The 22,039-nt window shown below is 72.7% G+C and carries 18 protein-coding genes; 6 read left to right on the plus strand and 12 right to left on the minus strand.

Annotated features, from left to right (window positions below):
* Window positions 1-76: 76 nt before the first annotated feature.
* From ACH4MY_RS26345 to ACH4MY_RS26365, 5 genes are all read right to left on the minus strand, one after another.
* Window positions 77-1,486, minus strand: a complete 1,410-nt coding sequence (locus tag ACH4MY_RS26345; RefSeq protein ID WP_398006187.1) for a hypothetical protein — start codon at window positions 1,484-1,486, stop codon at window positions 77-79.
* Window positions 1,483-2,994: a GT4 family glycosyltransferase PelF gene (gene pelF, locus ACH4MY_RS26350; protein WP_398006188.1), complete on the minus strand. Its 1,512-nt coding sequence runs from the start codon at window positions 2,992-2,994 to the stop codon at window positions 1,483-1,485. Before pelF ends, ACH4MY_RS26345 begins: the two co-directional genes overlap by 4 nt.
* A gap of 85 nt (window positions 2,995-3,079) precedes the next feature.
* Window positions 3,080-5,224: a hypothetical protein gene (locus tag ACH4MY_RS26355; protein ID WP_398006189.1), complete on the minus strand. Its 2,145-nt coding sequence runs from the start codon at window positions 5,222-5,224 to the stop codon at window positions 3,080-3,082.
* 392 nt (window positions 5,225-5,616) lie between these two features.
* The gene (locus ACH4MY_RS26360; protein ID WP_398006190.1) at window positions 5,617-6,144 is read right to left on the minus strand and encodes a hypothetical protein; all 528 of its coding nucleotides are present in this window, start codon (window positions 6,142-6,144) and stop codon (window positions 5,617-5,619) included.
* A gap of 343 nt (window positions 6,145-6,487) precedes the next feature.
* Window positions 6,488-7,207: a DUF4232 domain-containing protein gene (locus ACH4MY_RS26365; RefSeq protein ID WP_398006191.1), complete on the minus strand. Its 720-nt coding sequence runs from the start codon at window positions 7,205-7,207 to the stop codon at window positions 6,488-6,490.
* 215 nt (window positions 7,208-7,422) lie between these two features.
* Here ACH4MY_RS26365 and ACH4MY_RS26370 point away from each other — a divergent pair, with 215 nt between their 5' ends.
* From ACH4MY_RS26370 to ACH4MY_RS26380, 3 genes are all read left to right on the plus strand, one after another.
* Window positions 7,423-8,703, plus strand: a complete 1,281-nt coding sequence (locus tag ACH4MY_RS26370; protein WP_398006192.1) for a helix-turn-helix domain-containing protein — start codon at window positions 7,423-7,425, stop codon at window positions 8,701-8,703.
* A gap of 193 nt (window positions 8,704-8,896) precedes the next feature.
* A complete protein-coding gene (gdhA, locus tag ACH4MY_RS26375) occupies window positions 8,897-10,243 on the plus strand; it encodes an NADP-specific glutamate dehydrogenase (protein WP_398006193.1) in 1,347 nt (448 codons plus the stop codon).
* Between the two features lie 249 nt (window positions 10,244-10,492).
* Entirely contained in the window at window positions 10,493-11,689 is a 1,197-nt protein-coding gene (locus ACH4MY_RS26380; RefSeq protein ID WP_398006194.1) for a nitric oxide synthase oxygenase, read from the plus strand.
* 37 nt (window positions 11,690-11,726) lie between these two features.
* On the opposite strand, the gene ACH4MY_RS26385 is transcribed toward ACH4MY_RS26380, so the two are convergent.
* On the minus strand, window positions 11,727-12,017 hold the full coding sequence (locus tag ACH4MY_RS26385) for a hypothetical protein (protein ID WP_398006195.1): 291 nt from the start codon (window positions 12,015-12,017) through the stop codon (window positions 11,727-11,729).
* A gap of 157 nt (window positions 12,018-12,174) precedes the next feature.
* Entirely contained in the window at window positions 12,175-13,059 is an 885-nt protein-coding gene (locus tag ACH4MY_RS26390; protein WP_398006196.1) for an NAD(P)-dependent oxidoreductase, read from the minus strand.
* 70 nt (window positions 13,060-13,129) lie between these two features.
* On the opposite strand from ACH4MY_RS26390, the gene ACH4MY_RS26395 reads away from it, so the two are divergent.
* Entirely contained in the window at window positions 13,130-13,480 is a 351-nt protein-coding gene (locus ACH4MY_RS26395) for a winged helix-turn-helix transcriptional regulator (protein WP_398006197.1), read from the plus strand.
* A 154-nt stretch (window positions 13,481-13,634) separates the two neighbouring features.
* Here ACH4MY_RS26395 and meaB read toward each other — a convergent pair whose 3' ends face one another.
* From meaB to ACH4MY_RS26410, 3 genes are read right to left on the minus strand one after another with little or no spacing between them, the layout of a single operon-like run.
* Complete coding sequence (gene meaB / locus ACH4MY_RS26400) at window positions 13,635-14,618, minus strand: methylmalonyl Co-A mutase-associated GTPase MeaB (protein WP_398006198.1); 984 nt, start codon at window positions 14,616-14,618, stop codon at window positions 13,635-13,637.
* Window positions 14,615-16,789, minus strand: a complete 2,175-nt coding sequence (gene scpA / locus ACH4MY_RS26405; protein ID WP_398006199.1) for a methylmalonyl-CoA mutase — start codon at window positions 16,787-16,789, stop codon at window positions 14,615-14,617. The genes meaB and scpA overlap by 4 nt, the downstream gene beginning before the upstream one ends.
* Complete coding sequence (locus ACH4MY_RS26410; protein ID WP_398006200.1) at window positions 16,789-18,600, minus strand: methylmalonyl-CoA mutase family protein; 1,812 nt, start codon at window positions 18,598-18,600, stop codon at window positions 16,789-16,791. Before ACH4MY_RS26410 ends, scpA begins: the two co-directional genes overlap by 1 nt.
* Before the next feature lie 191 nt (window positions 18,601-18,791).
* Here ACH4MY_RS26410 and ACH4MY_RS26415 point away from each other — a divergent pair, with 191 nt between their 5' ends.
* Window positions 18,792-19,067, plus strand: coding sequence for a hypothetical protein (locus ACH4MY_RS26415; RefSeq protein ID WP_398006201.1), 276 nt, complete (start codon window positions 18,792-18,794; stop codon window positions 19,065-19,067).
* Window positions 19,068-19,130: 63 nt separating this feature from the next.
* On the opposite strand, the gene ACH4MY_RS26420 is transcribed toward ACH4MY_RS26415, so the two are convergent.
* Window positions 19,131-19,595 carry a hypothetical protein gene (locus ACH4MY_RS26420; RefSeq protein ID WP_398006202.1) on the minus strand — a complete coding sequence of 155 codons (465 nt, stop codon included), beginning with the start codon at window positions 19,593-19,595 and terminating at the stop codon, window positions 19,131-19,133.
* A gap of 119 nt (window positions 19,596-19,714) precedes the next feature.
* Complete coding sequence (locus ACH4MY_RS26425) at window positions 19,715-21,037, minus strand: hypothetical protein (RefSeq protein WP_398006203.1); 1,323 nt, start codon at window positions 21,035-21,037, stop codon at window positions 19,715-19,717.
* A gap of 199 nt (window positions 21,038-21,236) precedes the next feature.
* Here ACH4MY_RS26425 and ACH4MY_RS26430 point away from each other — a divergent pair, with 199 nt between their 5' ends.
* The gene (locus tag ACH4MY_RS26430; protein WP_398006204.1) at window positions 21,237-21,941 is read left to right on the plus strand and encodes a DUF2470 domain-containing protein; all 705 of its coding nucleotides are present in this window, start codon (window positions 21,237-21,239) and stop codon (window positions 21,939-21,941) included.
* Window positions 21,942-22,039: the final 98 nt, after the last annotated feature.

Consider the following 22,039-nt stretch of genomic DNA (forward strand, 5'->3'; position numbering starts at 1 on the left):
CGGTGCATCGTTGACAGGGCGTCCGGCCGGCGGAGCGCCGGTGGTGACGACGGGGAAGCGCCGGGCGCCCGGTGGATCAGGAGTGCGGGGACGGCCGGCCCAGGAGGACGACGGTGCAGGCCGAGAGGGCGACCGCGGCCACGCCGCAGACCGCCGGGAGCACCGCCGGGTGCCCCGGTGAGGGCCCCAGCCAGGTGAAAGCGGCCGCCGCGCCGGCGGTCGCGAGACAGACCGCGGCCGGTGGCCAGGCCACGCCGAACGCCTGGAGGAGAAGGGCGGTCCACAGCACCGCGGCGAGGCTCAGCAGCGCCACCGGGCCGGAGCCGGTGAGCAGCGCCGGAGGCAGCAGGAGCAGCAGATAGCCGGAGAGACAGAGCGCGAGGACGCCCGAGGAGCGGAACAGGAAGGCCCTGGGCGTCGCGCTGGCGTGCAGCGCGGCGACCGACCGGCCCCGGTAGCGGTAGAGCAGCCATTCCGCCGGCCCCATGCTCAGGGTGAGAGCGATGACCGCGTACGGGTCCCGGCGGCCCTCCAGCATCACCAGCACCGCCGCGGCCAGCCCGAACAGTCCGTACGGCACGGACGCCCGCAGACGCGGCCGCGGACCCGCGGCGACGGCCGGAACGGCCAGGCCGGAGGCCAGGACCAGTACGGCGGCGGCGAGCGTGGCGAGCAGCGCGAGCAGGGGCAGGGCGAGCCGCAGCAGGGCGCCGGGCTCCCACCAGGGCAGCACCGCGGCACCGGCGATCAGCGGGCTGAGCGCGGCGAGGAGCAGCCGCTCCCGGCCGAGCACCAACAGCACGCCGGCCCCCGCCAGATAGAGGGACTGGGCCCCCGCCACCGCGGTGATCGGGCCGCCGCCGGCGGGCAGCGCGGCGAGGCCCGTTGCCACGGCGGCCCCGAGCGCGGACCCGGCCAGCAGGGTGCGCGCCGCCTCCCGGCGACCGGTCGCCAGCCGCAGATGCGCGCGGTGCCCGAGCGCCTGACCCCACGCCCAGGAGGCGATGCCCGCCACGATCAGGACGGGGGCGTGCCGGTCGACGCGCCACAGCGGCGCGGTGAGCAGATAGGCCAGCGCGGGCAGCGCGAACAGCAGCCCCCGCAGCAGACACCGCACGGTGTCGGGCCGCCAGGGGTCGGCGGCGGCGGTGGCCGGATCGGGGAACGTCCGGGGCACCCGCTCGTACAGCGCCGACGCCAGCGAGAACAGATCGGGGTGGCCGTACCGTTCCTGGATCAGGGCGGCCGAGAGGCCGTCCGCCTCCAGGAGCGCGGCCACCTCGTAGGGGTGGACGGCGGGGCCTATCCGGTCGGCGAGCTCGGCGGCGAGCGCGCTGACCGCCTCCTGGTCGGGACCCTTCCGGGGGATCCGGATGGCGAGGGTGGCGTCGTCCGGATGCCGACGGCGGGGGCGTGGCGCCGCCAGCCGGATCGCGAGCGTGTCCTGCTCGGCCCCGCCGGGTTCGAGGAATATCGGGCCGCTCATCCGGCGAGGCTCCCCGTGCCGCTGACCGCCGGGGTGGGCAGGACCACCCGGACGGGCGCCTCCCGCTTGCCGGAGGCCAGTTCGTGGTAGATGGCGCGGAACGAGTCGATGGTCTGACGGAGGGTGAACTGCTCGATCACACGCAGTCGGGCGGCCTCGCCCATCGCGCGGCGCCGGACGGGATCCCCGAGCAGCGTGAGCGCGGCCGTGGCCATCGCGGACGGATCGCGCGGCGGCACCACGAGACCGGTGTCGCCGACGGCCTCCCGTACGCCCCCGACGTCGGTGGAGACGGTCGCCCGGCCGCAGGACATCGCCTCGATCAGCGTGAACGGGAAGCCTTCGCTGATGCTGGAGAGCATCACGACGTTGCCTGCGGCGTAGGCGTCCTTGATGTCGTCGACGCGGCCCTCGAAGGTCACGGCGCCGGCCATTCCCAGCTCGGCCGCCAGTGCCTCGCAGCGCTCCCGGTACGCCTCGCCGCCCCGGGGCGTGCCGCCGAAGAGCCGGAGGCGCACGTCGGGGATCCGGTCCCGGACGAGGGCGAAGGACCGTATCAGGGTCTCCAGGTCCTTGATCGGGTCCACCCGCCCCGCCCAGCTGAGGGTGAGGGTGTCCGGTTCGGGACCGGCGTGCGGGAAGGCGACCGGGTCGACGCCGTTGTAGACCGTGCGGATCGACGCCGGATCGGCGCCGCCCTCCTCCTCCCACAGCCGGTTGTAGCGGTTGCCCGGCGTGATCAGCGCCGCCCGCCGGTAGCTCTCCTCGGCGAGCAGCCGGAAGAAGCCGAGGATGACGGCCTTGACCGGCCAGCGGTAGGGAGCGGTGCGGTAGCCGAGGTAGCGCTCGCGCAGATAGACGCCGTGCTCGGTCAACAGCAGCGGCACACCGTGCCGTTCGAGAGCGGCGAGCCCCGGCAGGACGGCCACCCCGCCGCTGACGGCGTGGGCGACGCCCTCCACCGGCGAGGGGGCGGACAGCGGACGCAGGGCGTGTTCGAGCAGGGCGGTGGCGGTGAGCGCGTCGTGCAGGGTCGGCCCGGCCTCGCGTACGGCGACGCCCGGCCGCCGCCAGACGGAGGTGAGGACCGCGATCACCGTGTCGCCCCGCAGGAACGGGCTGAGCATGCCGTCCGCCGCCGCCCGCCCGAGCGTGTGCAGTGCGGGAGCGAACCCGTTTTCGGCGGCCGGGTCGAGCAGCGCCGTCAGAAACCTCTCGTACGCCTCGGCGAGCCGTCTGCCGGATCTGCCGCCGGGCGGACGGCCGGACGGCGCGGGGCCCCACATCGGTACGGACAGAACGCTGGAGACATGGGCCGGGAGGTCCCATGCGAGGGGTTCCCGCCCGGTGCCGGTGACGGCGATGACGTCGAAGTCGATGTCCGGCATTCCGGTGACGAGCTGGTCGCACCAGACGCTCACACCGCCGTGGCTGTGCGGGTAGGTGCCTTCGGTCAGAAGTGTGACGCGCGGGGCGCCGGAGCGCCGCGCGCCGTGATGAACGTGCATCGATGTGTGCTCCACGGCCGTGGTGGGGGGTGATGCCGGTCCCGGCCGCCGCCTGGCGGCCGGGACGTCGCTGCCGGTACGGCGGTCAGCCGCCCGCGCCGGGCGGGACCGCCTCGGTGACGCCCGCGGGCACCCGGGCGGCCGGGGCGGGGGCGGGGGCCGACGGGGTGGCGCCCGTGCCGGTGGCCGTGGAGGAGGCGCCCGCCGGGGCGGCGGACGACGGCAGTGCGAGGGTCAGCGGTGCACCCGTGACGGACGTCCAGGCGGAGCGCCCGCCGGCGTACGTCTCACCGAAGGCGGAGCCGGCCCGCAGCGTGCCCTCCGGCATCGTCGCCGGAACCGCCACGCCGCTCGGGCCCTCGACGGTCACGGTGCCGCCGATGCGGTACGCGGTCACCAGCCCGTCGCGCACGGCGGCACGCCAGGCGGCGCGCCGCTGGAGTTCCTGCCCGATGTCCGCCATCCGCAGGTTGACCACGGGGGTGTTCGCGGCGAACAGCGTGTCGTAGCTGTCGAGCACACCGTCCAGGACCGGGTACGCGATGCGGTCCTCGGCCAGGTTGGACTGGTGGATGAAGTGCGGCTTGGGGTCGTTGGAGAGCACGTGGCCCAGGGCGATCTGCCGCTCCAGGGGCACGATGTGGCCCGTGTAGCCGGTGGTGAGGTCGAGCGGGGCCGGCAGGCAGGTGGTGGTGGCGGGGTTGTCCTCGCAGATCCCGCTGCCGCCCTGCGCGCGGCTGGTGTAGATCCAGTTGTACTCGTCGACCTGTTCGGCCGCCCGTCCCGCGTTGTAGAAGACGTTCATCGGGTAGCGGGGGACCGTGGTGGCCGGACCGACGGGCCGCTGGTCGCGTTCCCGGGAGTTGTCGGACGCCAGCCACGTGATGCCGTTGTCGGCGAGGGCCGGTGCCAGGTTGGGGTTGTCGGTGTTCTGCTGGGGAAGGACGCGCAGTCCGGAGTGCTCGCCCGTGACCAACTCGTGGTTGTCCAGGGGCAGTCCGACGCTCTGGCCCCACACGCGGTTGAGGGCGATCTCGTCGGAGACGGCCTGCCGGGAGACCCACTTCACGGAGCCGTTCGGCTGGGTGGCGCAGCGCCACGGGACCACGGTGGTGTCCTGCTCGCAGCCGAGGAAGGCGTGCGTGTAGGTGTGGTTGATCCAGCGGAACTCCTGGCGGGCGGCGACGAGCCGGTCGGCCAGGGGGTCGGCGCCGTTGTTGTCCTCGCGGTGGTCGACGCTGCCCGCCGCGTTGTAGGCGAGGTCGAGGGTGAAACCGCGGGTGTTCTGCCAGGAGACGGCGTGGTCCACGTCCGCGGCTGTCATGCGGATGGGGTCGGGAGTGGCGTTCGGATCGGTGCAGTCCACATCGCCCGGAGTGCAGTTGAGCGCCGAGTTCCAGCGGTCGTCCGCCGCGAGGACGTCGTCCACGTGCACGGCGAAGTAGTTGCGGGAGGCGCCCAGGTGCACCCCGCCGGTCATCCACGAGACGATGCCGCGGGCCAGCAGACGGAACTGCTGCTGGTACTGGTTGTAGACGAAGGTGACGACGAGTTCCCGACGTCCGTCGTGACGGTACTCGCCCACGAGGGAACCGCGCCGGGTCGTCCCGGGTATCGCCGCGTCGACGTACGGGACGAAGTTCGCGCCCGCCGCCGGGGTCGAGAGATAGGCGTAACTCTCCCCCACGGCAGGAGAGTTGTCCTCGAAGGGCACCGGTCCGTCGAGATAGCCGAACGGACCCGACCGGCCGGCGGTGGTCACCTGGGCCTGCGCCCCGTCGAGGCTTCCGGAGTAGCCGCCGTAGACCGGGTACTGGAGTCCGGCCTCGGGCCTCGCGTAGGTGTACGCGTCGACCTGCGGAATGTCGAAGGTCCGCTCGTAGGCCGCGAGCGCGGCCATCTCCGGGGAGTTCACCGGGAACGGGTTGTCGTTCGGCAGGACGACGGCCTGGAACTTGGCCCTGTTCCGGCCGCCCACGGTGTCCGCGAGGTAGCCGGCGTCGATCACGGGCCGGTCGGCGCGGGCGAGGTCGATCTCCGTGTACGGCGTTCCCGCGGCGTCCAGTTCGGCGGCGATGGCGGCGGTGGCCGGTCCGCCGTCGGACACGACGAGCACCCGCAGGTCGACGCGGGGAGCCGGGTCGTCCGCGCGGGCCGCCGTGCCCGGCAGGACGAGGGCGGCGACGAGCGCGCCCGTGGTGAACAGGGTGGTGCCTGAGATCCGCTTCATGCGGTGGTGTCCCCTCCTGGGAGCAGGGGTGGGTACAGCTCCGAGGAGCGGACGCACCCCCTCGTGCGACGCCGGCATCCCCCTCGAAGGCCGGTCGTCCACGCATCCGTCGCGTCACATCGTGGGGTATCTGTGGAGCTTCTGTGGTGCTGCTGCGAAAGGTGACGGAAAAACGCGGGCGCCCGGGGCGGGGTGACCGGCACGGAGTTCGGCTCTACGGCCTGTCGGCCTCTCCCGCACCGTGTGGCTGATGCCCAGGTGGGAGGGGGCCGAGCCCCACCGGCGGACCGTCGGGTCCGCCGGTGGAACCGCCAATGGTTTAGACCCATTGATCAGTGGGGTGAGGGCCGGTTTCCGGACGCGCCCCGCCCGGCGTCGGTACGCCGGGTCCGTCAGGCGCAGAGGACGCGGGTCTCCGGGGTGTAGACCGGTCCGCCGTTGACGCTGGTGCTGTCGCTGAACTCGGCGTAGAAGTACGAGTAGAAGCCGATGTTGCCGTTGCAGCCGGAGTCGGCGGCGACCTGGAGCGTCAGCGTCACGGTGCGGCTCTGGCCGGGCGGGACGGTGGCCCCGTAGTTGGCGCCGAGGTTGGCCGGGCCGGTGCCGGAACAGGGGGTGCTGCCGCCGGGGCCGGCGAGGGTGCAGCCGGCGAACGAGTACTTCAGGTCCGGGCGCTGGGTGGTGAGCCAGGTGGGGTCGATCGTCTGGTAGACGAACCAGATGTCGTAGGACTTGTTGTTCGTGAGCGTCATCGACAGGTTCACCGTGCCGCCCGGCGTGGTCGTCGCGGCGTCCGTGGTGAACGTCAGCTGGGCGGGGGCCGGGTCGGCCGCGCTCGCGGACGGCGCCAGGCCGAACAGGGTGAGGAGCAGGGCGAGGACGGCGGCGAGACCCAGGCGTCTCGTGAGGAGTGATCGCATGGCCGGGAGGCTAGGGACGGGGACGGTCCGGCGTCTGCCTCGACGGGAGGGCCCGGAACGGCCGACGGCCGAAAGTGTTCTTCTCGTGAAGGCGGTGCGGGGAAAGTGTGACGGGTCGTGTCGGCTCGTGTCCGCGCACACCGCAGCGGGTGCGCGGACACGAGCGGCGACCGGGCCGGCCCCCGGCGCGCCCCCGGGGCGCGGATGAGCTATTGGCGCGTACGCAACAGACCGCCGCCCGCGGGGAGTCGACCGGACCACTTCCGTACCGCTGTCTCCCGGCCACGGGGCCGACTTCCGACCCCGCCCGGCCGCCGACCTCGCCGATGCGGCGCCGAGACGGTCAGTTGAGGGCCTCGGCCAGGCTGTGCTGCCAGTACGTCACACGCAGCGAACTGTCGACGTACACACCCTTCCCGCCGAGCCGGGGCTTCGCGGTGCTGCCGTCGGAGAAGCCGACGGTGAGGCTCGTCGCCGTCAGGCCGTGGGTGCCGCTTCCGTCGGCGGCGGACAGCAGCACGCCCGCGTAGCCGGACTCGCCGGGCGCGAGTGTCACGACCGCCTGGGGGTGGGTCGACTCGTCGACGGGCGGCACGGACTGGGCCTCGTCGAAGCGGGCGATCGGGCTGTCGAGCAGATCGCAGCCGGCGGAGCCGGTGTTGGTGACGGTGAGCAGGAGGTGGTTGAGCGGGCGGGAGACCGGCGTGGCGATGATCTTGGTGTTGCCCGCGCCGCACTGCCTGTGGTGGTCGCTTTCGCTCCCGTGCTTGCTGCCGCTGTCCTTGGTGGTGTCGCTGCGGGTGGGCGTGCTGCGTGTGCTCGGCCGGGTCGGCGCGGTCGTCGGGGCGGTCGTCGTCGACGCCGGGGTCGGCGCGGTGGTGGGGGCCGTGGTCGGCGTCTCGGCCGGCTGCGTGGTGGAGGCGGCGGAGGGGGTGGGTGCAACGGAGGGCATCGCGGCGCCCTCGTCCTTGGCGGCGCCGGCGCCGCAGGCGGTGAGCGAGAGCGCGGCGATAGCGATCGTCGTGACGGCGAACAGGCGGGTGCGGGCGGTGCGTCCGGGCATGGGAGTCCCCTCAAGGGCGAAATACGGCCGTTGTTCGGCGGAGGCCGCCGGTTCCCCGTGGCGGCCTTGCTTCGCCGACCACAGCTTGTGCGAAGATCCGTTCCAGAGGCCGCTCCTGTCGGGTGGTACGGGACGCTGGAACGATTTCAACGCGTTGACCTGTGGTGATGCCCTTTCCTGGGACGCCGGGTCGAACGCCGGAAGCGGGTGGAACGGTGGCGGGGGACGAGTTCGCGGCGCTGCTGGGGCAGCTCAAGGAACGGTCGGGGCTCAGCTACGGCACGCTGGGCAAGCGTCTGCACCTGAGTGCCTCGACGCTGCACCGGTACGTCAACGGGGACGCCGTACCGGTGGACTACGCCCCCGTGGAGCGGCTCGCACGCCTGTGCCGTGCGACCCCCGACGAACTCGTCGAGCTGCACCGGCTGTGGGTGCGGGCGGATGTCTCCCGACAGCGGAAGGGGCCGGCCGCCGGTCCGGACCGGGCCGCCCCGGAGCCGGACCGGCCGACGGACCCGGAGGCTGGGCCAGTGCCAGTGCCAGTGCCAGTGCCCGAGCCGGAGCCCGCGCCTCGACCGGTGGTCGAGGTGGCGGGCCCCGAGACCGCACCCGGGGGTACACCCGAGCCCGCCCTCGGGGCCGCACTCGGGCCGACCGGGCCGGAGACGGCCCCCGCCCGTCCGGCGCGCCGGTTCCGGCGTACCGCCGTGGTCGTCGGCACTGCCGTGGCCGCCGCCGTGTCGATGGCGCTCGTCGTGAGCCTCTCGCGCGCGGGCACGGAGGAGAAGGGGGAACAGGCCGGCGCCTCGGCACGGCCGACCACGGCCGCCGCCGCACCCTCCGCCACCCGGCAGCCGGGGACGGCCCCCCGCGCTCCGGGGCAGTCCGACGGCAGGGCGTCCGAGCCGACCGTCGCCGTCGCGCCCCACACCTGGGAAAGTCCCTGCAGCCAGCACTATCTGGTCGACCGTCAGCCCGAGCAGGTGCCTCCACCGCCCATGGAGCAGGACGCGTCCGGGTGGGTCGGGGCGCTGGCGGCCGTGCCGAGCGGGGAGCAGCTGGTCCGGCTGACGGTGCAGGGCGCGGGGGAGCGGACGGTCGTCCTGGAGGCCCTGCACGTCCGAGTCGTGAGCAAGGGCGCGCCCCTGGCCTGGAACGACTACGCGATGGGCGTCGGCTGCGGCGGCGGGGTGTCGACCAAGACCTTCGCCGTCGATCTCGACGCCGGCCGGCCCGCCGTCGCCGCCGTGGCCGGGCAGCGGAAGTTCCCGTACCAGGTGAGCGAGTCCGACCCCGAGGTCTTCTACGTGACCGCGCACGCCCGGGCGCACGACGTCGCCTGGTATCTGGAACTGACCTGGTCCAGCGGGAAGCAGCGCGGCACGATCCGTGTCGACGACAAGGGCCGCCCGTTCCGTACCAGCGGCAATCCGGCCCGGCCCGCCTACGCCTTCCCCCTGGGCGGGGCCGAGTGGATCGACGACGAGGGGGGATAGCGGAGGAGAGGGCGACGCCTGTCGCACCCGGGGAACCTGAGGTCACCGTGACGTCGGTCGTACCGAAGGTCGTCATGACCGACGGGGCGGGGACCGCCTCGGTGACCGCGCGGTGTGCTGGTCCGGCCACAATTGCGTGACGTCGCCTCGGGGCTGCGTCACGTGTCGAGACCAGGAAGGCGAAACACACACCATGAACGTCAGCGCACACATGGAAGCCGTCTACGCGGAGGTCCGCCGACGCAACCCCGGGGAGGCGGAGTTCCACCAGGCGGCCGCCGAAGTCCTCGACTCCCTCGCCCCGGCGCTCGAGCGGCACCCCGAGTACGTCGAGACCGGGATCCTGGAGCGACTGTGCGAGCCCGAGCGGCAGTTGCTGTTCCGGGTTCCCTGGGTCGACGACCAGGGCACCGTGCGGGTGAACCGAGGTTTCCGGGTGGAGTTCAACAGCGCCCTCGGACCGTACAAGGGAGGGCTGCGCTTCCACCCGAGCGTCAACCTCGGCATCGTGAAGTTCCTCGGCTTCGAGCAGATCTTCAAGAACGCGCTGACCGGCATGGCGATCGGCGGCGGCAAGGGCGGTGCGGACTTCGACCCCAAGGGCCGCTCCGACGCCGAGATCATGCGCTTCTGTCAGTCCTTCATGACCGAGCTCTACCGGCATCTGGGCGAGCACACCGACGTACCCGCCGGCGACATCGGTGTGGGCGCGCGGGAGATCGGCTTCCTCTTCGGCCAGTACAAGCGGATCACCAACCGTTACGAGTCCGGCGTCCTCACCGGCAAGCCCGTGGGCTGGGGCGGCTCGCACGTCCGTACCGAGGCCACGGGCTACGGCGCGGTGTACTTCGCCGCGGAGATGCTGGCCACGCGCGGCCACGGTTTCGACGGGCGCCGGGTGGTCGTCTCCGGCTCCGGCAACGTGGCCGTCTACGCGGCGGAGAAGGTGCACGCCCTCGGCGGCCGCGTGGTGGCCTGCAGCGACTCCTCCGGGTACCTCGTCGACGAGGACGGCATCGACCTCGAACTCCTCAAGGACATCAAGGAGGTGCGCCGGGCCCGGATCTCCGCCTACGCGGAGGCGAAGCCGACCGCGCGCTTCTCCGCCCGCGGCACCGTGCACGACGTCCCGTGCGACATCGCACTGCCCTGCGCGACCCAGAACGAGCTGGGCGGCGACGACGCCGTGGCCCTGGTCAAGCACGGTGTGCTCGCCGTGGCCGAGGGCGCGAACATGCCCTGCACCCCGGAGGCCGTGAAGGTGTTCCGGGAGGCCGGGGTCCTCTTCGGCCCCGGAAAGGCCGCCAACGCCGGCGGCGTGGCCACCTCGGCCCTGGAGATGCAGCAGAACGCGTCCCGCGACAGCTGGACCTTCGAGCAGACCGAGGCCCGGCTCGCCGCCGTCATGCGCGGGGTGCACGCCGAGTGCCGCGCCACGGCGGAGACGTACGGCGGGAGTGCCGAGGACTACGTGCTCGGCGCCAACGTGGCCGGGTTCCTGCGGGTGGCGGGGGCGATGACGGCGCAGGGCGTCATCTGAGGACCCCGCTCGTTCCGCGGCCCCGCCCCCGCACGCCGACCGGTGTGCGGGGGCGGGGCCGTTCCACGACCGTGTGGGGGACCGTTCCATGACCGCCGGGTCGGGTCACCGTCGCCCACGGCGAGGGCGACCCGGGCTTCGGGCGGCGCGGCAGCGTACCAGAGAGGACCCTTCCGGCGACGGAGATTCACATACTCTCCGCTCCCACGCGTGTTCATAGGGTAGTCATGGACACCGGGAGGGAACACCTTGATCTTCAGCCTGAGCCGCCGCCGGAAGTCTGTCCCCAGCGCGGGTACCTGCCCCTACGGGGCCGGGGACCCCGCAGCCGCCGTACCCGTCCAGGACGCCCGCGGCCATCTGCCGCACCGCGTGGACCGACAGGAGGCGGAACGGTTCGTCCGGCAGTTCCACGACGAGCATCCGGGCGCCGGGGACGTGGAGAGCCGGGTCCGTACGGTCCTGGCCGCGATCGACCGCACCGGCGGCTACGAGCACTCCCCGGCCGAACTCGCCTTCGGCGCCCGCGTCGCCTGGCGCAACTCCGCCCGCTGCATCGGCAGGCTCTACTGGCGCAGCCTCGTGGTGCGCGACCTGCGGCACCTCACGTCCGCCGACGACATCGCGGCCGAGTGCGTCGAGCATCTGCGGATCGCCGGAAACGGCGGCAGGATCCGCCCGGTGATCTCCGTCTTCGCGCCGGACCGGCCGGGACGCCCCGGGCCCCGGATCGTCAACGAACAGCTGGTGCGCTACGCCGGACACCGCACCCCCGAAGGGCGCTGGAGGGGTGACCCGCGCAGTGCGCCCCTCACCGCCCAGGCCCGCGACCTGGGGTGGAAGCGGGACGAGGAAGCCTTCCAGGTGCTGCCGTTGATGGTGCGGGAGCGCCCCGGCGCGCGCCCGGAGTGGTACGAGCTGCCGGACGACTCCGTCCGAGAGGTGCCCCTCCACCACCCCGACCACGCCTGGTTCGCCGGACTGGGCCTGCGGTGGTACGCCGTGCCCGCGATCAGCGACATGACCCTGGAGATCGGCGGCGTGCGGTATCCGGCTGCGCCGTTCAACGGCTGGTACATGGGCACCGAGATAGGTGCCCGCAACCTCGCCGACGCCGAGCGGTACGACCTTCTGCCCGTGGTGGCCGACCGGCTCGGGCTCGACCGGTCGACCGAACGCACGCTGTGGCGGGACCGGGCGCTCGTCGAACTCAACGTGGCGGTGCTGCACTCCTTCCAGGAGGCCGGGGTGACGATGGCGGACCACCACACGGAGTCCCAGCGGTTCCTCAGGCACATCGCCCAGGAGAGCCGCCACGGGAGGGAGACGCCCGCCGACTGGAGCTGGATCGTCCCGCCGGTCTCCGGCTCCGCGACCCCGGTCTTCCACCGGTACTACGACCCGGTGGACCCGTCCCTCCGGCCGGCGTTTCTCGCCCGCGGCTAGGCACCCGGGGCAGTCGACCGCCTCCGGGGCGGCCGGGTCAGCCGGCCGCCCCCGGGACCCAGTGGTTGTGCACCCGCAGGATCCGGGGCGCGCCGTCCGACACGGGCCAGCCGAGGCCGGCCGCGAGCGGCATCATGCGCTCGACGAACGCGTTCATCTGCGCCTCGGACTCCCAGAGGTCGAAGACCTCGAGGCCGTCGTCCGAGGGGACGCACGCGTGGGAGAGACAGCCGTCGAAGACGTCGGGCGTCTCCTGGAGCTTGGCGTTGAGCCGGTCGTACTGGTCCGTGGTGACACCCGGCATGACCGCGTGGACGAAGATCGCCATGGTGGATCACTCCTCGTGAGGCGGGGGCGGTCCCTCCCGCGCCACCCCGTCGGTGACGTCCCCCACCAGCCAGCACAGCACGACCGGCCGGGGACGGCATCCGAGGAGGCCCCGGTCCCGGGTCGGCGGCGTCGCGGGACCGCGGCCGGCCGGGCGGTCAGCGGCGTCCCAGGACCTCGGTGAGCCGGGTGAAGCCCTCCGCGCCGTGGCCGAGGCCCACCGTCCGGCGCGCCAGGCCCTCGGCGGCGCGCATCACACCCGCGTCGATGCCGTGGGCCTCGGAGGCGTGCACGATGTGCGCCATCGTCGACACCGCCGAGGTGAGCGGGTTCCCCTCGCCGGAGTACCGGCCGTTCTCCACGTCCTCGGCCCACTCCCGGAACAGCGGCGGAAGGATCGCGCCGATGCCCTGGGCGAACGGTGCCAGATCGGTCGGGGAGATGCCCTCGGCGCGTGCCATCGCCAGGGCGTGGACATAGCCCGTCATGGACGTCCAGAAGATGTCGAGCAGCGCGATGTCGTAGGCCGCTGCCCGGCCGATCTCCTCCCCGAGATGGGTGTGGGTGCCGCCCAGGGCGTCGAGCACCGGACGGTGCTCGCGGTGGAGCGGCTCGGGGCCGCTGTGGAGGAACACCCCGGCGGGTGTCCCGATGGTCGGTGTCGGGGTCATGATGGCACCGTCGAGGTAGCCGATGCCGTGCTCGCCGGCCCAGCGTCCGGTGTCCCTGGCCCGCTCGGGGGTGTCGGCACTGAGGTTGACGACGGTCCGTCCCTTGAGCGCACCCGTCACGGCCTCCTGCCGCAGCACGGAGTCGGTGGCGTCGTAGTTGACCAGGCAGACCACGGTCAGCGGGCCGGCGGCGACGGCCTCCTCGGCGCTCGCCGCCCGGACGGCCCCCGCGGCGACCAGCTCCCCGTCCCGGCCCGGCGTACGGTTCCACACGGTGGTCCGTACCCCCGCCGCCAGGAACGCGGCGGCGAGCGCCCGTCCCATGGGTCCGAGACCGATGACGGTGACGGCGCGTTCGTGGGAAGAAGACATGGCTGAACTCCCTTGTAGACAGATGAGGACAGATGGAGACGGACATCCCGGAAGAAGGAGAAGGACGCGGATGACACGCGCCCGGGCCCGGGCCACGAACATGTGCGGAGTGAGCGCCGCGATCGTGGTCATCGAGGGCAAATGGAAGACGCACCTGCTGTGGCTGCTCGAGTCCGGCCCGCACCGCCCCGGCGAACTGCGCCGGAAGCTCCCCGAGATCAGCGAGAAGGTGCTGACCCAGGCGCTGCGCGAGATGGAGGAGGACGGCCTGGTGCATCGTGAGGTGTACGACGTCCTGCCGCCGAAGACGGTCTACTCGCTGAGCGGATTCGGGCGTGAACTCTCCGAGGCGCTGGCCCCGTTGTCCGACTGGGGCCATCGTCGCCTGGACCGGATCACGGCCGCGCCGGCCGCTTCCTGAGGCCCTGTCGTTCTCCCTTCCTCCGGGCCGCTCCCAGCTTCGCCCGGGGCCGCGCACCCGACAAGTACGCACAAAAAAGTGGGTGTCCGGGAGCAAGCGAAAGGGGGCCTTCCCGAAGGAAGGCCCCCTTGAAGCCCCGTCGAAAGGAGGCTCGTCAGCCGCGCCGCTCCCCGAAGGCGTCCAGGATGCGCTCGGCGGCCCGTGTCGCCGTCAGCCCGCCCGCGCGGACCTGCTCCTCCAGGGCGGGCGCGAGTTCCTTGACCGCCGGATCCGTGTGCAGGCGGCGCAGGAGTTCGTCGCGGACCATGTTCCAGGTCCAGTCGACCTGCTGGTCGTGGCGTTTGGCCGTGAGACGGCCGGTCGAGTCGAGCAGGGTGCGGTGCTGCTGAAGGCGGTCCCACACCTCGTCGAGGCCGGCCGACTCGCGGGCGCTGCAGCTGAGCACCGGCGGCGTCCAGAAGGAGTCCGCGCCGTGCATGAGCCGGAGCGCGCCCGCGAGTTCACGGGCGGCGGCGCGGGCGTCGCGCTCGTGCGGGCCGTCGGCCTTGTTGACGGTGACCACGTCGGCGAGTTCCAGGACGCCCTTCTTGATTCCCTGGAGCTGGTCGCCCGTGCGGGCCAGGGTGAGCAGCAGGAAGGAGTCGACCATGTTCGCGACGGCGGTCTCGGACTGGCCGACGCCCACCGTCTCGACGAGCACCACGTCGTAGCCCGCGGCCTCCATCACGACCATCGACTCCCGGGTCGCCTTCGCGACCCCGCCGAGGGTGCCGGCGCTGGGGGAGGGCCGCACGAAGGCCGCCGGGTCGACGGCCAGCCGCTCCATCCGCGTCTTGTCACCGAGGATGGAGCCGCCGGTCCGGGTCGACGACGGGTCGACGGCGAGCACCGCGACCCGGTGGCCGAGCCCGGTCAGCATCGTCCCGAACGCGTCGATGAACGTCGACTTGCCGACACCGGGCACTCCGCTGATCCCGATCCGCACGGCGTTGCCGCTGTGCGGAAGCAGCTCCGTCAGGAGCTCCTGGGCGAGCGCCCGGTGCTGGGGGCGGGTCGACTCGACGAGGGTGATCGCGCGGGCGACGAGCGCCCGCTTCCCCTCGCGCACCCCCTGGACGTACGTGTCGAGATCGATCACCGCTCGTGCCCGAGGTCGGCCGAAAGGCGCGTCACCAGGTCGTGGGCCGCGTCCGGGATCACCGTCCCCGGCGGGAACACGGCGGCCGCACCCATCTCCAGGAGCGTCGCCACGTCCTGCGGAGGAATCACCCCGCCGACCACGATCATGATGTCCTCCCGGCCCTCCGCCGCCAGCTCCTCGCGCAGCGCCGGGACGAGCGTGAGGTGTCCGGCGGCGAGCGACGAGACCCCGACGATGTGCACGTCCGCCTCGACGGCCTGACGGGCCACCTCGGCCGGGGTCTGGAACAGCGGGCCGACGTCGACGTCGAAGCCCAGGTCGGCGAAGGCGGTGGCGATGACCTTCTGGCCGCGGTCGTGGCCGTCCTGGCCCATCTTGGCGACCAGGATGCGCGGGCGCCGTCCCTCGGCCTCGCCGAAGGCGTCCACCAGGGCCCGGGTGCGCTCCACGGAGGGGGACGCGCCGGCTTCGTTGCGGTACACACCGGAGATCGTACGGATCTGGCCCGCGTGACGCCCGTACACCTTCTCCAGGGCGTCGGAGATCTCGCCGACGGTCGCCATCGCACGGGCCGCGTTCACGGCGAGTTCGAGGAGGTTGCCCTCGCCGCCCGCCGCGCGGGTGAGCGCGGCCAGCGAGTCCTGGCAGGCCTGCTCGTCGCGCTCCTCGCGCAGCCGCTTCAGCTTGGCGATCTGCTGGGCGCGGACGGAGGAGTTGTCGACCTTCAGGACGTCGATCTGCTCGTCGGTCGCCACCCGGTACTTGTTGACTCCGATCACCGGCTGCCGGCCGGAGTCGATCCGGGCCTGGGTGCGGGCCGCGGCCTCCTCCACGCGCAGCTTGGGGATGCCCGCGTCGATGGCCTTGGCCATGCCGCCGGCCTGCTCGACCTCCTGGATGTGCTTCCAGGCGCGCCGCGCGAGGTCGTACGTGAGCTTCTCGACGTACGCGCTGCCGCCCCACGGGTCGATGGTGCGGCAGGTGCCCGACTCCTGCTGGATGAGCAGCTGGGTGTTGCGGGCGATACGGGCGGAGAAGTCCGTCGGCAGGGCGAGCGCCTCGTCGAGGGCGTTGGTGTGCAGCGACTGGGTGTGGCCCTGGGTGGCCGCCATCGCCTCGACACAGGTGCGTGTGACGTTGTTGAAGACGTCCTGCGCGGTGAGTGACCAGCCCGAGGTCTGCGAATGGGTGCGAAGCGACAGTGACTTGGGGCTCGCCGGGTCGAACTGCCGCACGAGTTTCGCCCAGAGGAGCCGGGCAGCGCGCAGTTTGGCGATCTCCATGAAGAAGTTCATGCCGATCGCCCAGAAGAACGACAGGCGCGGCGCGAACGCGTCCACGTCGAGCCCGGCCTCCCGTCCCGCGCGGATGTACTCCACACCGTCGGCGAGGGTGTACGCCAGCTCCAGGTCGGCCGTCGCTCCCGCCTCCTGGATGTGATAGCCGGAGATGGAGATGGAGTTGTACCGCGGCATCCGCTGCGAGGTGTAGGCGAAGATGTCGGAGATGATCCGCATCGACGGCCCCGGCGGATAGATGTACGTGTTGCGGACCATGAACTCCTTGAGGATGTCGTTCTGGATGGTCCCGGCCAGCTTCTCGGGCGGTACGCCCTGCTCCTCGGCGGCCACGATGTACAGCGCGAGCACCGGAAGCACGGCGCCGTTCATCGTCATCGACACCGTCATCCGGTCCAGCGGGATGCCGTCGAACAGCTGTCGCATGTCGTAGATGGAGTCGATGGCCACGCCGGCCATGCCGACGTCACCGGTCACCCGCGGGTGGTCGCTGTCGTAACCGCGGTGGGTCGGCAGGTCGAAGGCGACCGACAGGCCCTTCTGGCCGGCGGCGAGGTTGCGCCGGTAGAAGGCGTTCGACTCCTCGGCCGTGGAGAAGCCCGCGTACTGCCGGATCGTCCAGGGCTGGTTGACGTACATCGTCGGGTACGGGCCGCGCAGGTACGGTGCCATGCCCGGGCGGGTGTCCAGGAAGTCCAGGCCTTCGAGGTCCTGACCGGTGTACAGCGGCTTGACGCCGATGCCCTCCGGGGTCTCCCAGAGAAGGTCGTCGCCGCCCGTGGCCTTCTTGACGGCCGACCGCCACGCGTCGGGGCCGCCGTCGGCGGTGGGCGCCCCGAGCTCGATCCCGGTGAAGTCGGGGATGGACATCAGGACACTCCCATGCGGTCGAGGGCGGTGGTGAGCAGGGCGACGGCGTCACAGCCCGAGAAGAGATACGTGTCGACACCGGGGTACGCCCCGGGGCGTCCGGCGAGGAGGACGTGTTCGGCGCCCGCCGCGCGCAGCTCGGCCGCCACGGTCTCCGCCTGCTCCTCGTACAGCGCGTCGCTGGAGCAGAGGCAGACCTCGCGGGCGCCGCTCTCCTCGAACGTGCCCTCGGTGACCGGCTCGATGCCGCCCGCCTGGAAGAGGTTCGCGGCGAAGGTGACCCGGGCCGAGTGCGCGGCCGCCGGGCCGAGCGCGGCGAGATAGACCCGGGGCCGGGCCCCGGTCGCCGCCAGATGCGCGTCGGAGCGGGCGCGCAAAGTCTCGTACGCCTCGTCGCGCCGGACCCGGGGGAGGCCGCCGGCCGGCTGCTCGGGCGCGGGCGCCCGGTCGACGGGCTTCTCGCCGAGGTTCGGGAACTCGCTGACGCCGGTGATCGGTTCGCGGCGGGTGGCGAGCTTGGCGCTGCGCGCGGCCCAGGTCGCGGCCAGCTGCTCGCCGATCGTCCCGGCCCGCAGCGCGGCCCGCTGGCCGCCGGCCCGCTCGATGCCCTGGAAGTACTCCCAGGCGGCGTGGGCGAGTTCGTCGGTGAGCCGCTCCACGTACCAGGAACCGCCCGCCGGGTCGATCACCCGGGACAGGTGCGACTCCTCGATGAGGACGGTGGAGGTGTTGCGGGCGATCCGGCGCGCGAACGCGTCCGGCAGACCGAGCACCTCGTCGAAGGGCAGCACGGTGACGCTGTCGGCGCCGCCGACCCCGGCGGCGAGCGTGGCCACCGTGGTCCGCAGCATGTTCACCCAGGGGTCGCGGCGCGTCATCATCACCGGTGAGGTCACCGCGTGCTGGCGCTGGGCGCCCGCCTCCGGGGCGCCGCAGACCTCGGCCACCCGGGCCCAGAGCCGGCGCGCCGCGCGGAGCTTGGCGATCGTCAGGAACTGGTCGGCGGTGGCGGCGTAGCGGAACTCCAGCTGCGCGCACGCCTCGGCGACGCTCAGCCCCGCCTCGGTCAGCCCGCGCAGATAGGCCACGCCGGTCGCGAGGGAGCAGCCGAGTTCCTGCGCGGCCGAGCCGCCGGCCTCGTGGTACGGCAGGGCGTCCACGGTCAGCGCCCGCAGCCCCGGGTACCGGTCGGCGCAGCGGCGCGCGAGACCGGCGACGGACGCGAGGTCGTACGCGGGGCGGCCGGTACGGGCCTCGTGGCCCAGCGGGTCCGCGCCCAGGTTGCCGCGGGCGGCGTCGTCGGCGACGCCGCGCTCCTCGTACAGCCGCAGCAGCCGTTCGGCGGCCGCCTCCGTCCCGTCGCCCGCGTCGAGGACCACGGGTGCCAGGTCGAGGTAGACGCCTTCGAGGACCTTGTCGAGCGAGGAGACCGGGACACCGGTGCCGCCGACGCCCAGCCAGAGGGAGGTGACGCCGTTCTCCAGGTCGGAGAGGACCGCCTCGTTGTCGGCCGCGAGATGCCGCTGGCGTACGTCCCAGCCGCCGAGGGTGTTGCCCTCGGCGCGGCCACCGCGCACGAAGGGCGCGAAGCCGGGGAGTCCGGTGTCGGGCGCGGTGTCGCGCGCCGTGTACAGCGGACGGGTGTCGAGGCCGTCCTCGAGAAGTGTGGAAAGGGCGTCCTCGGCGGCGTCGCCGGAGACCTCTTTGCCGGACTTGCGCAGGACACCTGCCACAAGGTGTTGCCACTGTTCGTGTGGCGCGTCGGGAAATTCGGACGCCAGGGAGAGCCCGTCGTCAGGCAGGACCGTCATGCTCGGATGCTAGGGGAGATCGACAAAGGAGCAGGAGGGCGTACGACTGTGACCTTCTTCTCTTCGACCTGGGGCGTTCTGTGTGGTGGGGGCCCGGTGCGCACACCGGGCGGGGGTGCCTTGCGCGGTGGGAAGCGCTCGGCGCGGCGTCGCCGGTGGCGTTGTCAGTGGCGGCTGGGACGCTGAGTCGTATGGACAGGGACGAGGAGCTGTTGAGAGGCCGGGTCTACGGCCAGGACCACGACGACCCCCGTCCGGGCCCGAGGCCCGGCCGCGTCTACGCCGAGCTGGTCGGCGGCCCGCTCGACGGCCTGCTGCTGGACGTCACCGACTGGACGCCGCGGCAGCTGGCGTCCGGCACGGCGCTGGAGACGGAGCTCGGCCGGTACGGCGCCGACGGGCGCTCGCTCTACGACCCGCGCCCCGGTGGGACGCTGCACTTCGACTGGTCGGGCGACGCCCCGTGACGGCGTGGGCGGCGCCCGGGGCGAGGCCCGGAGGGGCCCCGATCCGGGCGCTGCCCGCGGGGATCAGCCCAGGACGGACGAGAAGTTGTCCAGCTGGATCCAGGTCACCTTGTTCGTCGCCTGGGGGCCGTAGACGTTGACGGTGCCGGCCGTGTTGGCCTCGATGCGGATCGCGTTGATGCCGAGGCTGTTGTTGCGCGGGCAGACGCCGCGGGTCAGCTTGGCCGGGCGGATGGTGGCGGGCAGCGTGCCGAGCCGGCCGTCCGCGGTGAACGCGCAGGTGACGGTGCCGCGCAGCTGGAGGAAGTCCGTCCCCGCGAGTCGTATCACGCGGGCCTCCGCGGGCGCTCCGGCCTCGTTGGTGACGGCGGCGTCCAGGGTGATCGCCGTCCAGTCGACGACGGTCTGGCAGCCGTCCCCGGCGGCGGCGGCCGGCGTGGCCGTGAGCAGCGGGCCGGCGACGGCGACGGCGGGCGCGGCCAGCGCCGCGGTGAGCAGGGAGCGGCGGCTGGTCGTGTGCTGGGTCATGCTCGATCCTCCGGATCGGGTGGGGAAGGCGGTCGGGGGCACGGGTGCGGCGGGTCCGGGCGTGCGGACCGGCGGGACCTGTGCGGCGGGGGTGGTGCGTGCGGCGGCCCGGGGGCCGCTCATCGCCAGGCGACGGTGACGGCGTCGAAGTCGATCCAGGTGATGGCGTTGTCGCTGGTGGCGCCGTACACCCGGAGCGCGCCGGTGACATCCGTCTCGATCCGGCACACGCAGCGTCCGGTGTTGTTGTTGCGGGCCACGTTCTGGCGCGTCAGGTGGGTCGCGCGCAGCCGGTGCGGCAGGGTCGCGATCCTGCTGTCCGCGGTCAGGCCGGGGGAGCAGGTGACGGTGCCGCGCAGCTGGAGGTAGGTGGTGCCGGCGAGGGAGATCAGCCGGCCGCGCGGGGGCTGGGCGCCGGGCGAGACGCCGGCTTCCAGCGTGAGGTCCTCCCAGTCGGCGAGCACCTTGACGCCGTCCACCGCGGGCTTCGTGGGGTACCAGCCGATCGTGACGTTGCGCGCGTACTCGTTGTCGGGGACGGTGTCGCTGAAGCCGAACAGCAGCCGGGTCTCCCCGGTCGCCGGGTCGACCTCGGTGGCGACGCTCTCGGGCTCGCGCCGGGTGAGGCCGTCGGCGTTGGTGACGACCTGCCGGTCGAGGCGCGCACCGGTCGTCCACGAGTACGAGGTGAGGAAGGCGATCCCCGGGAACTCGCTGGGGACCGTCGTGGGGTTGTTGTCCTTGTCGTACGGCGCCCACTGGTACGAGTAGACGACGTCGCCCAGCACGGTGAAGCCCTGGGAGACGAGTTTCGCCTGCAGCGGGTAGCGCGACGGAACGTCGGGGGTGAGGTCCTCGCCGGCCGGCATCACGAAGGTGGTGCCCACCGGGACCCATGAGCCCGCGGCGGCCGCGGCGGCGTCGTACCGGGTGAAGTGCCGCTTTCCGTCCTTGTGGTACATGACGCACAGCTGCTTGTTCACCGGGTCCAGCGAGGGGCCGGTGCCCGCGGTGCTGCCGGGCGGCGTGAACTTCCGCGCCGCCGGTATGAGGTCGCCGTCGAGGACCTCGCCGTCGGCGAACCGGAACCGGGTGACGGCCTTGCCGAAGGTGGTGCCGTCCGTCGTGGTGTGCAGCGGGCCGACCTCGGTCCAGAGGTAGGTGTCGGTGCCCACGGCCTCGGCGCCCAGGGAGAGCCCGTGTCCGAAGCCCTTCAGCTGCATCGAGCCGGTGACCGTGCCGCTCTTGCGGTTGATGCGGTTGAGGTACAGGTTGCCCTGCGGGGCCGTGGCCGAACTCTCCACCTGGAGGACGAAGACGTGTCCGTTGGCGGTGTCGGTGGCGATCGCCTGCGGTGCCGGGTTCTTCACCAGGTCGACCGTCTGGATGAGCCTGCCGGTGACGCCGGACAGATCGACGCCGTTGGCGTCCGTGTATGCCATGTTCTCTCCCCCCGGACCCCTGATGGATCCGTCTCGTGAGAGGAGATCATCACACGGGACGTCAGCCGCCTCGCGGCGTGGTCGAGTCGGTCGGCACGGGAACCGGACCCCGGGGTGCGGTTCCCTGTCGCCCCGTCATGGGTTAGCTTAGGCTTACCTAAGTAACAGTGGTTCCATCACCTGTCCCGGGAGAACTCGGATGCGTCCCTTCACTACCCGCGTCACGCGGCCCACTCCTGCCGAGCGCGTGCGGTCGATCCTGGCCGCCGCCCACTCGATGACGGTCGTGTCCGACGGACTCCACCAGGAAGTGCACCTCCTGGACGGCACCGGGCCCATGGGGCACATCCACCTGCACGACCCGTCCGAGGAGAGCCACGCCGGACAGAGCGCGCGCATCCCGGTGCGCCTGGAATTCACCGACATCGCCCCCACCCCCGTACGCGAGCGCCTGCGGGCACGCGTCACCCTGACGGGACTCCTCGCCGCCCCGTACGAGCCGGAGGCCGCCGCCGGCATCTGCATGGAGTTCGGCCAGGCCCTCCTGGAGGACGCCGAGGGCAGGAGCTACATCACCCTGGAAGAACTCCACGCCACCGGCATCGACCCGATGGCCTCCTCCGAGGCCTCCATGCTGACCCACCTCGTCGACAGCCACAGCGAACTCGTCCCCCTGCTGCTGCGCCTCGTCAGGCCGCGCCCCGAACGGGACATGGTCCGCGTCCTCCCCATCGCCCTGGACCGGTACGGCATCACCCTGCGCCTCGAACACCCCACCGGCCACCAGGACGTCCGGCTGCCCTTCCCCACCCCTGTCGTCGACATCGACCAGGCCGGCTCCAGGATCCACGCCCTCTTCGCCGCGGCCCGCCGGTCCTCCCACCCCAACCGCCTCCTGACCTGACCGAACGCCCTCGTACCCCGGCCGAGATGCCGGAGCGGCGCGGCGGGCGAAGAATGGACGGGTAGCCCCGCGCCCTGCCGGTGCCGGGACCGCTCGGG

Source organism: Streptomyces sp. NPDC017246, from assembly GCF_044331325.1.
Taxonomy (GTDB): Bacteria; Actinomycetota; Actinomycetes; order Streptomycetales; family Streptomycetaceae; genus Streptomyces.